Annotated in this window: 10 protein-coding genes and 1 tRNA gene; 4 read left to right on the top strand and 7 right to left on the bottom strand. The window is 69.1% G+C overall.

Annotated elements, in window-relative coordinates; genetic code table 11:
- Positions 1–24: 24 nt before the first annotated feature.
- From ACFWHT_RS03160 to ACFWHT_RS03150, 3 genes are read right to left on the bottom strand one after another with little or no spacing between them, the layout of a single operon-like run.
- Positions 25–828, bottom strand: a complete 804-nt coding sequence (locus ACFWHT_RS03160; RefSeq protein WP_378825382.1) for an enoyl-CoA hydratase/isomerase family protein — start codon at positions 826–828, stop codon at positions 25–27.
- Positions 829–883: 55 nt separating this feature from the next.
- A complete protein-coding gene (locus tag ACFWHT_RS03155; protein ID WP_378825381.1) occupies positions 884–1375 on the bottom strand; it encodes an FBP domain-containing protein in 492 nt (163 codons plus the stop codon).
- 38 nt (positions 1376–1413) lie between these two features.
- Positions 1414–2247 (bottom strand): transposase, encoded by an 834-nt coding sequence (locus ACFWHT_RS03150; RefSeq protein ID WP_378825380.1) that lies wholly within the window; start codon positions 2245–2247, stop codon positions 1414–1416.
- 62 nt (positions 2248–2309) lie between these two features.
- Between ACFWHT_RS03150 and ACFWHT_RS03145 the strand changes: the two genes are divergently transcribed.
- On the top strand, positions 2310–2606 hold the full coding sequence (locus tag ACFWHT_RS03145) for a hypothetical protein (RefSeq protein ID WP_378825377.1): 297 nt from the start codon (positions 2310–2312) through the stop codon (positions 2604–2606).
- 127 nt (positions 2607–2733) lie between these two features.
- Positions 2734–4059, top strand: a complete 1326-nt coding sequence (locus tag ACFWHT_RS03140; RefSeq protein WP_378825376.1) for a serine/threonine-protein kinase — start codon at positions 2734–2736, stop codon at positions 4057–4059.
- A gap of 62 nt (positions 4060–4121) precedes the next feature.
- On the opposite strand, the gene ACFWHT_RS03135 is transcribed toward ACFWHT_RS03140, so the two are convergent.
- From ACFWHT_RS03135 to ACFWHT_RS03120, 4 genes are all read right to left on the bottom strand, one after another.
- Positions 4122–4202, bottom strand: a tRNA-Tyr gene (locus tag ACFWHT_RS03135).
- A gap of 98 nt (positions 4203–4300) precedes the next feature.
- Positions 4301–5221, bottom strand: a complete 921-nt coding sequence (locus ACFWHT_RS03130; RefSeq protein ID WP_378825374.1) for a PfkB family carbohydrate kinase — start codon at positions 5219–5221, stop codon at positions 4301–4303.
- A 219-nt stretch (positions 5222–5440) separates the two neighbouring features.
- Positions 5441–9316 (bottom strand): DNA-directed RNA polymerase subunit beta', encoded by a 3876-nt coding sequence (gene rpoC, locus ACFWHT_RS03125; RefSeq protein WP_378825373.1) that lies wholly within the window; start codon positions 9314–9316, stop codon positions 5441–5443.
- Positions 9317–9362: 46 nt separating this feature from the next.
- Complete coding sequence (locus ACFWHT_RS03120; protein WP_378825370.1) at positions 9363–12863, bottom strand: DNA-directed RNA polymerase subunit beta; 3501 nt, start codon at positions 12861–12863, stop codon at positions 9363–9365.
- 255 nt (positions 12864–13118) lie between these two features.
- Here ACFWHT_RS03120 and ACFWHT_RS03115 point away from each other — a divergent pair, with 255 nt between their 5' ends.
- Both ACFWHT_RS03115 and ACFWHT_RS03110 read left to right on the top strand, forming a co-directional pair.
- Entirely contained in the window at positions 13119–13988 is an 870-nt protein-coding gene (locus ACFWHT_RS03115) for a spermidine synthase (protein ID WP_378825368.1), read from the top strand.
- Between the two features lie 108 nt (positions 13989–14096).
- Positions 14097–14627, top strand: a complete 531-nt coding sequence (locus tag ACFWHT_RS03110; RefSeq protein ID WP_378825366.1) for a hypothetical protein — start codon at positions 14097–14099, stop codon at positions 14625–14627.
- Positions 14628–14646 lie beyond the last annotated feature (19 nt).

Genomic DNA, 14646 nt, shown 5'->3' with positions numbered 1-14646 from the left:
CGGGGCCCTGTGGAAAACGCCGGATCAGCGGGAGGACTTGGCCGAGGCGGCCGCGAAGGCGGCCACGCGCGCTCGGGCATCCGGAGTGTCGAAGGACGCCCCGATCGACTCCGCCTCCTCGTCGAGCTGATCCGCGAAGGCGCGGGACGGCTGGGAGCGCACCAGTCGCTTGGCCTGCCCGTAGGCGCCCGTCGCCCCCGCCAGCCAGAACGCGGCGATCTGCTCGGCCCGCTCGCGCACGGCATCCGCCTCGGCACCGGCACCCGCAGCATCGGCGCCGACCGCCTCGGCGACCAGCCCCCATTCGACCGCCTCGGCTGCGCTCAGCATCCGGTCCTGCAGCACGAGCTGCAGCGCACGTCGCTCGCCGATCGCGCGGGCCAGCTGGGCCGATACCGACAGGTCGGGCGTGAGCCCGATGTTCGCGTACAGACTGCCGATCTTGGAGCTCGCCCCGACGACGGCGTAGTCGCTGCACATCAGGATGCCCAGGCCTCCCCCGGCCGTCGTGCCGTGCGCGGCGGCGACGACCGGGATCGATGATGCGGTGAGCGAGAGGATGCCCTCGTTGATCACGCGCGCGAGCCGCGTGATGTCGGCGCCTCCGCGCATGCCTGCGGCCATCGCCAGCACGTCGCCCCCGGCGCAGAAGGCGCGGCCGCTGCCCTGCAGCAGGATCGCGCGCACATCGTCGCGAGCGACGACGTCGGCGGTGACGTCGCGCCAGGCGACGGCGAGATCGGCGTCGAAGGCGTTCAAGCTGGCGGGGCGGTTGAGTGTGAGACGGGCGAGGCCCGCCTCGACCTCGACGAGGATGGGGTCTGTCATGGCTCTCCTTCGATGCACAGGACGGAGTACCAGACTAACCGGGACTCCGGTTCAGTCAGTCCTCGCCGAGCACGCGCACCACGAAGGCCTCCATGCGGTGCCGGGTGCCGTCGAGCCGCATGTCGGCCTGTCCGGGCGCACGCACCTCGTTCGGAGCGAGCGGATGCGCGAGCCGCACGTTCTCGTGACAGGACAGGTCCGCGCAGATGTACGTGCCGGCGCTGTCGCCGCGACGCCCTTTCGCACCACCGCGGCGCGCGGTCAGCAACGCCACCTGGTTGCCCGGCTGCAGCGTGTGGCAGATGTTGCACATGCCGGAGCGGACCCGGCTGGGATCGGTCGCGCGCAGCACGATCCCCACCGGGTCGCCCTCGTGCTCGACGACCACGACGGCGCGACGGCTGGACTCCGGATCGCGCCAGGCCAGGAAGTCGAGGTAGTCCCAGTCGGTCAGGATGAAGTCGTGCGGCATCCCGATCTCCGCGATCTCATCGGCCTCGGCGTTCTGGATCGCCGCGCGGATCTCGGCCTCGGTGAGTGGACGCATCGATTCAGTCTAGGAAGGATTCCGGCTGCGCGGTCGCCTCACAGCTTCTCCAGAGCGGCACGGGACTCGGCGAGCGCCCGCTCGGCCGCCTCGACGTCCTCGTCGGCTTCGGTCCCCTCGGTTCGTCCGTCGGCGGCATCCGCTCTCGCCTGCTCCTGCTCCGACAGCACCCGCGTGAGCTCTGCCTGCAGCTCTACCGCTCGCGCGGCCAGTCGCTCGGCTCGCTCTTCGGCATCCTGCTGGCGCTCCCGAGCGGCGCTCCGCCTGCGCCTGGCGCGCTCGAGTGCCGACTCGGCGGCGTGCACCGCGCGTTCTGCGTCGCGGCGCCGCCGGCGCTCGGCCACCTCGTCGGTGCTGCGCTGTGCCGGGGCGGGCGCGGCGGCCGCTCCGCCGCCGACCACGGTCGCCAGCTCGACCGCTCCCGTCGGCTCGAGCTCGCGCACCAGCCGCCCGGATGCCACGGCGGCGGCGGCCTGCGGGTCGAAGAACGCCGCCGAGAGCGTCTGCTGGACGGCCTCGAGCGTGGCGGGAGTGACCCGCTCCCCGCGATCACCGGCCAGCCCGGCGGCCTCCCGCGCCAGCTGGTCTGTCAGCGCGCGGCGCTCCCGCCCCAGCTGTGCCAGCATCGCGGCATCCAGGTCGTCCTGCGCCTCTCTCAGCTGCTCTGCGAGCTGCAGCGCCTGACCCAGTCGATCCGCCCGCTCGGCAGCGAAGAGGTTCACCACCCAGGCGGCGATCGACGGCTTGCGCAGCCTCTTGACCTGCGCGGCCAGATCCGGGTTCGCCGCCGCCAGGCGCGTGCGCTCGGCCACGAACTCCCCCGGGGCGGCGGCATAGAGCGCCGCCGCGATCTCCGTCAGGACGTCCGGCATGTGCACGAGCCTATGCCCGCACAGGGCTGTGCGCCGAAGAACGGGCGGCGTACTGTTGCGCCATGGGGAACCTCGAGTACAACAGCTCCCGGCCGCCGATCCAGGTCGACGACGTCACGCTCGCGCACCTGAAGATCGTGATCGGCACCAAGCTGCGCCGACACGAGAGCTTCATGATGACGTGGCTGCCGGATCAGACGACATCGCCCGGCCGACACACGACGTGGATGCATCCCAGCATCCCGCTGGTCTTCACCTTCGACTCTGCGACGATGCCGGCGATCGACCCCAAGCGGATCGAGCACATGATGGAGAACCTGAACGCTCGCGGGGACCTGGTGCTCGACCAGCTGCTGTGATCGGTGTGCTGCCGGTCCGCGGCGCGGCTTGCAGGTTTGCGCAGGCACGTCAAGGGCACCGACAGGCGCGCCCGGGCGACCTACAGTCGACCCGTGTGCTGCCCGGGCACGCGGACAGGGAGTGACGATGAGTGCGCTCGACGAGCATCCGACGGAGGAACTGCTCGACGGCAGATACCGACTCGGAGCCTGCGTCGGACGCGGCGGCACAGCCGATGTCTACCGCGCGGAAGACCTGCTGCTGGGCAGGACGGTGGCGATCAAGCTGCTGCGCGGACCCGACGAGCTGCCTGCGGGGCTGGGCCGGCTGCACAGTGAGACGACCACGCTTGCCGCGTTGAACCATCCCTCGCTCGTCACCCTCTACGACGCGCAGCTGGAACAGGGCAGACCCCGGTACCTGGCGATGGAGTACGTCAGCGGGCCGACCCTCGCATCGCGCCTGAGAGACGGCGCACTGACGGAGGTCGAGACGTCGGAGCTCGCCGTCGACATCGCCGAGGCGCTGCGGACGGTGCACGCCGCGGGCGTGATCCACCGCGATGTGAAGCCCTCCAACGTGCTGCTCGCGCCGCCGGCGCATGCGGGTGCCTCGTGGTCGGCCAAGCTGACCGATTTCGGCATCGCCTTCGCCCGCGATGACGCGAGGCTCACGTCGCCGGGCGTCGTCATCGGCACGGCCGCGTACATGGCACCCGAGCAGGTGCGGCAGGGAACGCTCACCCCCGCGGTGGACATCTACTCGCTGGGTCTCGTGCTCATCGAAGCCCTCACCGGCGAGCCGGCCTTCCCGCCGAGCGGCCGGGTCGAGTCGGCGCTGCACCGCCTCGCCTCCCCGCCAGCGATCCCGGACACGCTGGCCCCTGGCTGGGCCGACCTTCTGGACCGGATGACCAGGACCGAGCCCTCGGATCGTCCGTCGGCCGCGGAGGTGGCGCAGACCGCCCGCGTTCTCGGCGGTGGCCACCCGGGCGCATCGGCCGCCGCCGCGCAGCCTGCCCGGCGAAACGGCGCCCTGGGCGCGGCGACCGGCCCCACGAGAACGTTCACCGCCGTCGACGACGCGTCCGGCTCACCGCGAATCCGGCGGCGCCTGCGACCGCTGCTCGCCGGCTGCGCGGCCGCCGTCGCGATCGTCTCGTTCGCGGGCGCGTGGGCGCTCGTGCCCTCGCCGGATGCCACCGGCGCGCCGCTGACGCGCGTCTCCTCGACGCGGGAGGCGGAGCCGCCGTCGGTGACCGATGCGCCCGCGACGACGCTCACGGTCGCAACGGAGGATGCGGCAAGCACTGCGGGAGCGGGAAGCACTGCGGGAGCGGGAAGCACTGCGGGAGCGGGCGCCCACACCGCAGGTGGCGACAAGAAGGCGAACCCCAACAAGGGACCCGGCAACAATTCCGGCAAGGGCGCCGGCAACAGCGGGCATCCGCCCGGCCACGACAAGAAGCGCTGAATCGCGCATCGCCCGGTGAACGACTGAAGGCCCCCGCATCGCGAGGGCCTTCAGATGATGAGTGGCAAGTGAGGGATTCGAACCCCCGAAGCTTACGCGGCTGATTTACAGTCAGCTCCCTTTGGCCGCTCGGGCAACTTGCCGAAGACACCCCCGCCCGGCTTGTCCAGTCAACCGGGGGCGCGAAGATCAAGCATACCTGCCCGGTGCGCTCGAGAAGAAATCGAGGGCCCGCCTGCGATCAGCTGCCGAAGCCGCCCCGTTCGGCAGCGGTCATCGCCTCGGGCGTGCGCAGCAGGCCGCCTTCCGCGCGGCACGTCGCCGCGGCGATCGCCATGGCGCGATCCAGTACCGCCTGCCACTCGGCATCCGACGCCGGCGCTCCTCCGGCGAGCCCCGCCATGACCGCTGCGAGCGTGGCATCGCCCGCACCGACCGTGTCGACGATCGCGCCGGGCAGCGCGGCGATCGGGGCGATGAAGACACCGTCGGCCGCCTCGAGGACCGCACCCTGCGATCCCGCGGTGGCGAGCACGGCGGACGCGCCCAGATCGCGCAGGCGCGCGCGCAGGGCATCCAGATCCCCGTCGTAGAGCAGGGCCGCGTCGTCGGCCCCGACCTTGATCAGCGACGCCCCGGCGGCGAGCCGCTCGAACCCGCGCACGAACTCGTCGCGGTCGCTGAGCATTCCGGAGCGCGGGTTCGGGTCGATGACCAGCCGCGCACCGCCGAGCGCGTCCGCCAGCGCGTCGACCTCGGCGGGCACGTCGAAGGGAAAGCAGCTCACGCCGACGACGTCGGCCGCAGCGATCGCCGCACGAGCCTCGTCGCCGTACCGGATGCTGCGCCGCTGCGCGGCCTCATTGAACACGTACTCGGGCTCGCCGCTCGACGAGCGGGTCACGATCGCGCGCGACGAGCCGTGCGGGGCCGGGCTCTGCACGAGCCTCACGGCGTGATCCGCGAGATACTCACGGATGTGATCGCCGGGCTCGTCGTCGCCGACCATCGCGATCAGCGTCGTCGACACGCCCAGTCGGCGCATCCCGACGGCGACGTTCAGCGCCGCTCCCCCGACGAGCTCGCGCACGCCGTACCCATCGCGGATCTCGTCGATCAGGGCATCCCCGATCACCACTGCACCCCGGCTCACATCGCTCACCCCGCGAGACTACCGCGGCATCCTCCTCCCCTGCCGCCGCTCGGCTCCCTCCTTGAGAACAGGAGAATCGGCGAATACAGGACGAAAACGCCGCGCTTCGTCCTGTCGCGGCGCATCGTCCGGTTCTCGGTGAAGGATGCTGCCGCGGCGGCGGCCGAAACGACGAAGGCCCCGACTCTCCGAAGAGAGCCGGGGCCTTCGCAGCTGAACCTACTGGACTCAGTTGTAGGTACCGGGCGTGATGTCGTCCGTCGAGAACGCGTCGAAGTCGACGTAACCGAAGTCGCCGTCGGCGTACGCACCGTCGGATGCGAAGATCCGGTTCGGGTAGCGCTCGCTCTTGGCCTCTTCCGTCGCCTCGACCGTGATGTCGCGGTAGCGGCGCAGACCGGTGCCGGCCGGGATGAGCTTACCGATGATGACGTTCTCCTTGAGACCGATCAGCGGGTCGCTCTTGCCCTCCATGGCCGCCTGCGTCAGGACGCGGGTGGTCTCCTGGAAGGATGCGGCCGACAGCCACGACTCCGTCGCGAGCGACGCCTTCGTGATACCCATCAGCTCCGGACGGCCCGATGCGGGGCGCTTGCCCTCGGTCACGGCCTCGCGGTTGATCGACTGGTAGCGCTTCAGGTCGACCATCTCACCGGGCAGCAGGGTCGTGTCGCCGTGGTCGACGACGGTGACCTTGCGCAGCATCTGGCGGACGATGACCTCGATGTGCTTGTCGTGGATCGGCACACCCTGCGAGCGGTACACGCCCTGCACGCCGCCGACGAGGTACTTCTGCACCTCGCGGGCACCCTGCACGCGCATGACCTCCTTGGGGTCGAGCGTTCCCACCTGCAGCGGTTGACCGACCGTGACGTGCTGGCCGTCCTCGACGAGGAGCGTCGCACGCTTCAGCACCGGGTAGACCACCTCTTCGTCGCCGTTGTCGGGCGTGAGGATGACCTTCTTCGCCTTCTCGGTCTCCTCGATCGTGATGCGGCCGTCGGCCTCGGCGATCGGGGAGGCGCCCTTCGGGGTGCGCGCCTCGAAGAGCTCCTGCACACGGGGCAGACCCTGGGTGATGTCGTCGGCCGACGCCGAACCACCGGTGTGGAAGGTGCGCATGGTCAGCTGCGTGCCGGGCTCACCGATCGACTGGGCGGCGATGATGCCGACGGCCTCGCCGATGTCCACGGTCTTGCCGGTCGCGAGCGAACGGCCGTAGCACTGCGCGCAGACGCCGACAGCCGAGTCGCACGTCAGCACCGAGCGGACCTTGATGGTCTCGACACCGGCATCCACCAGCTTGTCGATGAGCACGTCGCCCACGTCGTCACCGGCCGCGGCGAGGACCTCGCCCGACTCGCTCACGACGTCGGCCGCCAGCGTGCGGGCGAACACCGAGTTCTCGACGTTCGCGTCGCGGACCAGCTCGCCCTGCGAGTTCGGAGCGGCGATCGGCAGCTCCAGACCCTTCGACGTGCCGCAGTCCTGCTCGCGGATGATGACGTCCTGCGACACATCCACGAGGCGACGGGTCAGGTAGCCCGAGTCGGCGGTGCGCAGAGCGGTGTCGGCCAGACCCTTGCGGGTACCGTGCGTCGCGATGAAGTACTCCGCCACCGACAGACCCTCGCGGTACGAGGAGATGATCGGACGGGGGATGATCTCACCCTTGGGGTTGTTCACCAGACCGCGCATACCCGCGATGTTGCGGATCTGCAGCCAGTTACCACGAGCACCCGACGACACCATGCGGTTGATGGTGTTGTCCTCCGGGAAGTTCGCCTTCATCGCGGCCTGGACCTCGTCGGTCGCCTCGGTCCAGATCTTGATGAGCTCCTGGCGACGCTCGGCGTCGGTGGTCAGACCCTTGTCGTACTGGGACTGGACCTTCGAGGCCTGCTTCTCGTAGCTGGCGACGATCTCGGCCTTGTTCGGCGGGGTGAGGATGTCGCTCAGCGCGACGGTCACACCGGAACGGGTCGCCCAGTGGAAACCGGCGTCCTTGATGCGGTCCAGCGACGCGGCGGTCTCGACCTTGGGGTACTCCTCGGCGAGCTTGTTGACGATCTGCGACAGTTTGCCCTTGTCGGCGACCTCGCGCACGAACGGGTAGCCCTTCGGCAGAGCGTCGTTGAAGATCGCCTGGCCGAGCGACGCGTCCACGAGACCGTGGCGCTCGTAGCCCTCGGGGGCCTCGCCCTCGAGGAAGGTCAGGCCGGGGATGCGGATGCGGACCTTGGCCTGCAGGTCGAGGGTGCCCTCGTCCTTCGCCAGGATCGCCTCGCCCACCGAGCCGAACGCACGACCCTCACCGGCGGCGCCCTCCTTGACCGTGGTCAGGTGGTGCAGACCGATGATCATGTCCTGCGAGGGCAGGGTGACCGGACGGCCGTCCGACGGCTTGAGGATGTTGTTCGAGGCGAGCATCAGCACGCGCGCCTCAGCCTGAGCCTCGACCGACAGCGGAAGGTGCACGGCCATCTGGTCACCGTCGAAGTCGGCGTTGAACGCCGCGCACACGAGCGGGTGCAGCTGGATCGCCTTGCCCTCGACGAGCTGCGGCTCGAAGGCCTGGATGCCCAGGCGGTGCAGGGTGGGGGCACGGTTCAGCAGCACGGGGCGCTCGCGGATGATCTCCTCGAGCACGTCCCACACCTCGGGACGGGTGCGCTCGACGGCGCGCTTGGCGGCCTTGATGTTCTGCGAGTGACCGAGGTCGATCAGGCGCTTGATCACGAACGGCTTGAACAGCTCCAGCGCCATCTGCTTGGGCAGACCGCACTGGTGCAGCTTGAGCTGCGGACCGACGATGATGACCGAACGGCCCGAGTAGTCCACGCGCTTGCCGAGCAGGTTCTGGCGGAACCGGCCCTGCTTGCCCTTGAGCATGTCGCTGAGGGACTTCAGGGCGCGGTTGCCGGTGCCGGTGACGGGACGACCACGGCGGCCGTTGTCGAACAGCGCGTCGACGGCCTCCTGCAGCATCCGCTTCTCGTTGTTGACGATGATCTCGGGGGCACCGAGGTCGATCAGGCGACGAAGACGGTTGTTGCGGTTGATCACGCGGCGGTACAGGTCGTTCAGGTCGCTGGTCGCGAAGCGGCCACCGTCGAGCTGCACCATCGGGCGCAGCTCCGGCGGGATCACCGGGACGACGTCGAGCACCATGGCGGCCGGGCTCATGCCGGTCTCCAGGAACGAGTTGACGACCTTCAGGCGCTTGATCGCGCGGATCTTGCGCTGGCCCTTGCCCTCGGAGATCTGCAGGTGCAGGCTCTCGGCCTCGGCAGCCAGGTCGAAGGTCTCCAGACGGCGCTTGATCGACTCCGCGCCCATGTGGGCCTCGAAGTACTGACCGAACCGGTCCTGCAGCTCGTGGAACACGTCGTCCTCGGGGCGCAGCGCGCCGACCTCGAGCGTGCGGAAGTCCTCCCACACGCGCTCGAGCTTGGCGATGGCCTCATCGGCGCCCTTACGGGTGAGGGACATCTCCTTCTCGGCGGCGTCCTTCACCTTCTTCTTGGCGTCGGCCTTGGCACCCTCGGCCTCGAGAGCGGCGAGCTCCTCCTCCAGCTTGGCCAGGCGCTCCGCGATCTTCGCGTCGCGGCGGTCGCCGAGCGTCTTCAGCTCGAGGCGGACGTTGTTCTCCTGCGTGGCCAGGTCGCGGTGACGAGCATCCTCGTCGACCGAGATCACCATGTAGGCGGCGAAGTAGATGACCTTCTCGAGGTCCTTCGGCGCCATGTCGAGCAGGTAGCCCAGACGCGATGGGACACCCTTGAAGTACCAGATGTGCGTCACGGGGGCGGCGAGCTCGATGTGGCCCATGCGCTCACGGCGGACGGAGCTCTTGGTGACCTCCACGCCGCAGCGCTCGCAGACGATGCCCTTGAAGCGGACGCGCTTGTACTTGCCACAGGCGCACTCCCAGTCGCGGGAGGGGCCGAAGATCTGCTCGCCGAAGAGGCCGTCCTTCTCGGGCTTCAGCGTGCGGTAGTTGATCGTCTCGGGCTTCTTGACCTCGCCGTAGGACCATCCGCGGATGTCGTCAGCGGTCGCGAGGCCGATTCGAAGCTCATCGAAAGTTGTTGCGTCGAGCACTTGTTCTCCTGTGTAGAAAGATCTGTCGCTTGTCGAAGGGCCGAGATCAGATCTCGTCGATCGATGCGGCTTCGAAACGGCTGGAGATGTTGATGCCGAGCTCCTCCGCTGCGCGGAAGGCCTCGTCATCGGTGTCGCGGAGGTTGACCGCGGTGCCGTCGGCCGAGAGCACCTCGACGTTCAGGCAGAGCGACTGCATCTCCTTCATGAGCACCTTGAACGACTCGGGGATGCCGGGCTCCTGGATGTTCTCGCCCTTGACGATCGCCTCGTACACCTTGACGCGGCCGAGGATGTCGTCGGACTTGATCGTGAGGAGCTCCTGCAGCGCGTACGCGGCACCGTAGGCCTCGAGGGCCCACACCTCCATCTCACCGAAGCGCTGGCCACCGAACTGCGCCTTACCACCGAGCGGCTGCTGGGTGATCATCGAGTACGGGCCCGTCGAGCGCGCGTGGATCTTGTCGTCGACGAGGTGGTGCAGCTTCAGGATGTACATGTAGCCGACCGAGATCGGAGCCGGGAACGGCTCGCCGGAGCGGCCGTCGAACAGCTGCGTCTTGCCCGACGAGTCGATCAGGCGCACGCCGTCGCGGGTCTCGCGGGTCGAGTCGAGCAGACCCGAGATCTCGGCCTCGCTGGCACCGTCGAACACCGGGGTCGCGACCTTGGTGTTCGGCGCGACGTCCCTGGCCTCTTCGGGCAGCTTGACCGCCCACTCCGGGTCGCCCTCGATCTTCCAGCCCTGCTTGGCGATCCAGCCCAGGTGGGTCTCGAGCACCTGGCCGAAGTTCATCCGGCCGGGGATGCCGAGCGGGTTCAGCACCACGTCGACCGGCGTGCCGTCCGAGAGGAACGGCATGTCCTCGACGGGGAGGATCTTCGCGATGACGCCCTTGTTGCCGTGACGGCCGGCGAGCTTGTCACCCTCGGTGATCTTGCGCTTCTGGGCGATGTAGACCACCACGCGGCGGTTGACGCCCGAGCCCAGCTCGTCGTCGCCCTCCTCGGCGTTGAACTCCTTGACGGCGATGATCGTGCCCTGCTCACCGTGCGGAACCTTCAGCGACGTGTCGCGGACCTCGCGGCTCTTCTCGTTGAAGATGGCGCGCAGCAGGCGCTCCTCGGCCGAGAGCTCGGTCTCGCCCTTCGGGGTGACCTTGCCGACGAGGATGTCGCCGGGGCGGACCTCGGCGCCGATGCGGATGATGCCGCGCTCGTCGAGGTCCTTCAGCAGCTCGGGGCTGACGTTGGGGAGGTCACGGGTGATCTCCTCCTTGCCCAGCTTGGTGTCGCGGGCGTCGACCTCGTACTCCTCGATGTGGATCGAGGAGAGGGTGTCGTCCTTCACCAGCTCCTGGCTGAGGATGATCGCGTCCTCGAAGTTGTGGCCCTCCCACGGCATGAACGCGACGAGCAGGTTCTTGCCGAGCGCGAGCTCGCCGTTCTCGGTGGCGGGGCCGTCGGCGATGACCTCGCCGACCTCCACTCGCTCACCGGCCGAGACGATCACGCGCTGGTTGTACGACGTGCCCTGGTTCGAGCGGTCGAACTTGCGCAGGTGGTACTCCTGGGTACCGCCCTCGTCGAGCATGACGACCACGCGGTCCGCGGAGACCTCGCTGACCACACCGGCCTTGGCGGCGGTGACCACGTCACCGGCGTCGATGGCGGTGTAGCCCTCCATGCCGGTGCCGACGAGCGGCGAGTCCGAGCGGAGCAGCGGCACGGCCTGGCGCTGCATGTTGGCGCCCATGAGCGCGCGCTGCGCGTCGTCGTGCTCGAGGAACGGCACGAGCGACGTCGCCACCGAGACCATCTGGCGCGGCGAGACGTCGATGTAGCCGATCTCCTCGGGCAGGAACAGGTCGACCTCGCCCGATCCGCCGCGGGGGCGCGCCAGCACGTGGCTCTCGGTGAAGCTACCGTCCTTCGCGAGCGGCGCGTTCGCCTGCGCGATGTTGAAGTCGACCTCCTCGGCGGCGGTCAGGTAGTCGATCTCCTCGGTGACCTTGCCGTCGACGACGCGGCGGTACGGGGTCTCGATGAAGCCGAACGAGTTGATGCGCGCGAAGGTCGCGAGCGCACCGATCAGACCGATGTTCGGGCCTTCCGGAGTCTCGATCGGGCACATGCGGCCGTAGTGCGAGGGGTGCACGTCACGGACCTCGACGCCGGCGCGGTCGCGGGAGAGACCGCCGGGGCCGAGCGCGGACAGGCGGCGCTTGTTGGTCAGACCCGCGAGCGGGTTGTTCTGGTCCATGAACTGCGACAGCTGCGAGGTGCCGAAGAACTCCTTGATCGCGGCCACGACGGGACGCACGTTGATCAGGGTCTGCGGGGTGATCGCCTCGATGTCCTGCGTGGTCATGCGCTCGCGGACGACGCGCTCCATGCGCGACAGACCGGTGCGGACCTGGTTCTGGATCAGCTCGCCGACGGCGCGGATGCGGCGGTTGCCGAAGTTGTCGATGTCGTCGGTCGCGATGCGGATCTCGGCCTTCTTGCCCGAGCGGATTCCCTCGAAGGTCTCGTCGCCGCGGTGCAGGCGCACCAGGTACTTGATCGTCGCGACGATGTCCTCGACGGTCAGCACCGAGTCGGTCAGCGAGCCCGCGAGACCGAGCTTCTGGTTGATCTTGTAGCGACCCACCTTGGCCAGGTCGTAGCGCTTGGGGTTGAAGTAGAAGTTGTCCAGCAGCGCGCGAGCGGCCTCAGCGGCGACCTGCTCGCCCGGACGCAGCTTGCGGTAGATGTCGCGCAGCGCGTCTTCCTTGGTGAGGATGGTGTCCTTGGCCAGGGTCTCCTCGATGGAGGGGAAGCCGGCGAACTCGGCGAGGATCTCCTCGCTGGTCATGCCCAGTGCCTTGAGGAACACAGTGACGGACTGCTTGCGCTTGCGGTCGATGCGCACGCCCACCTGGTCGCGCTTGTCGATCTCGAACTCGAGCCAGGCGCCGCGGCTGGGGATCACGCGAGCGGTGACGATGTCCTTGTCGCTCGTCTTGTCGGGCGTCTTGTCGAAGTAGACGCCGGGCGAGCGGACCAGCTGCGAGACGACGACGCGCTCGGAGCCGTTGATGATGAACGTTCCCTTGCCGGTCTGCAACGGGAAGTCGCCCATGAAGACCGTCTGGGTCTTGATCTCACCGGTGAGGTGGTTCATGAACTCGGCCTCGACGTACAGCGGCGCGGCGTAGGTCTTGCCCCGCTCCTTGCACTCCTCGATGGAGTACTTCTCCGGCTCGAGGTAGGGGTTCGTGAACGAGAGCTGCATGGTCTCGCCGAGGTCCTCGATCGGGGAGATCTCCTCGAAGATCTCACCGAGACCCGAGATCTCGGAGACGTCGGTGCGGCCGACCTTCTTCGCCTCTGCGACGCGGGCCTTCCAGTCGTCGTTGCCGACGAGCCAGCCGAACGACTCGGTCTGCAGCGCGAGCAGATCCGGAACCGTCAGAGTGTCGGAGATCTTGGCGAACGAGAGGCGGGAGACTCCGCGGCCGTTCTTGTTGGTGGTGGATGTGGATGCGTTGCGAGCAGCAGCCAAGGGAGTAACCTCCGTGAGCCCCGGGCAGGGGCTGGTCGATTCCTAGACGTCGGTGGAGTGCGCGCCCGAGAGCTCAACGAATTGCCGACCACCATATGAGGGCACGGAGAAGCGAGCGCAACTACCGACTATACGCACGATTTGACGACATGGCAAGCCGAGTCCTTGACCATTCCCGGATGCTGCGGTATGAGCGCGCCGGAACACGAGCATCCGCGCGAGCTGCCCACGCACGCGCCTGGGTACGCTCGGAGGATGGGACGATCACGCGGACGCGACGCCGAGAACCCGCGCGCCCGGCTCGACCACGGCGGCACCGCCGAGATCGCCCCGAGCGGGTTCACGACCGGCTTCGAGCTGATCGTCGACGGCACACCGCAGTCCCATGTCGACCTCGACGACCCCGCGCACCTGCACTTCGAGTATGTCGTGCGGATGGGCGCGGTGATCGATCAGCTCGGGTCGACCGCATCCGCTCCGATCAGCGCCGTGCACCTGGGCGCCGGCGCCCTGACCATCCCGCGCTACATCGAGGCGACCCGCCCCGGCTCCAGGCAGCAGGTGATCGAGCTGGAGGCACCGCTGGTGGCACTGGTGCGCGAGCATCTGCCGCTGCCGCGGAGCGCGGCCATCCGCATCCGCATCGGCGATGCCCGCGAGGGCCTGCGCCGCCTGCCGCCCGCACTTCGCGGCCGGTGCGACCTGGTCGTCTCGGACGTCTTCTCCGGCGCGCAGACCCCGGCGCACCTGACGAGCGTCGAGCTCTACCGCGAGATCGCCGACCTGCTGGCGCCCGACGGAGTGCTGCTCGTGAACGTCGCCGACGGCCCCGGGCTCGCCTTCGCGCGCCGCCAGGTCGCGACCGTCGCATCCGTCTACGCCGACGTCGCCGTGCTCGCCGAGGCCCAGGTGCTGAAGGGGCGGCGCTTCGGAAACCTGGTGATCGCCGCCTCCCCCACCGCGCTTCCCGCCGACTGGCTGCCACGCGTGCTCGCTGCGGGGCCGCATCCGGCGAAGTTCGCGCGCGGCGACGAGGTCGCCGCCTTCGCACAGGGGGCGGCGATCGTGACGGATGCGGATGCCGTGGCATCCCCCCGTCCCGGCGCGAGCATCTTCCAGCGCTGACGCCCACGGCTCCGGACGGTCGCGTCGGACGTATCAGGGCGTGCCTCGAACGGTTCCCAGCTCGGCGGGGCAGACTGGGACGACGGTCGCGGAGAGGAGCCATCAGTCGTGAATTTGATCCAGGGTTACGACCCCGAGACCCTTCGTGAACTGGTGGACCCGCGTGAGTGCGCGATGCGCCTCGAGGAGATCGAGAACCAGCGCAGCATCCCGGTGCTGCTGGAGCGGGTGTGGCTGCTCAAGGTGCTCGACCGGCTCGACGAAGCTCTCGACCTCGCTGACGAGACGGTGCGCCAGGCGCGCATGGCCGGCACCCGCAAGGACCTCCTGCGCGCCCGCGTGCTGCACGCCACCGTGCTGCAGAACCGCGGCGCGCACGCCGCCGCCGCGCAGGAGCTCGCGACGTGCGCGAGCGAGGCCGAGGGCCAGGGCTGGGCCGGGATCGCGGCGTTCGCCCATCAGCATCACGGCAAGAACGCCTACGAGGCCCGCGACTTCGAGGAAGCGCGCGAGAGCTTCAAGCGCTCGCTGTTCCTGCGCCGTGAGGCCGGTGCCGACGAGTCGGAGCTGGAGCAGGCGCTGCGCGCCATCGAGGCGGCGGAGCGACGAGGCGCCGAGGCGCCCGGCATCCTGGTCTGAATGTCGGCCGGAGGTCCTA

The sequence above is a fragment of the Microbacterium sp. NPDC058342 genome (genome assembly GCF_042723935.1).
GTDB lineage: Bacteria > Actinomycetota > Actinomycetes > Actinomycetales > Microbacteriaceae > Microbacterium.
Note: the sequence above shows the minus strand (reverse complement) of the source record. Positions and strands in the feature narration are given on the sequence as shown.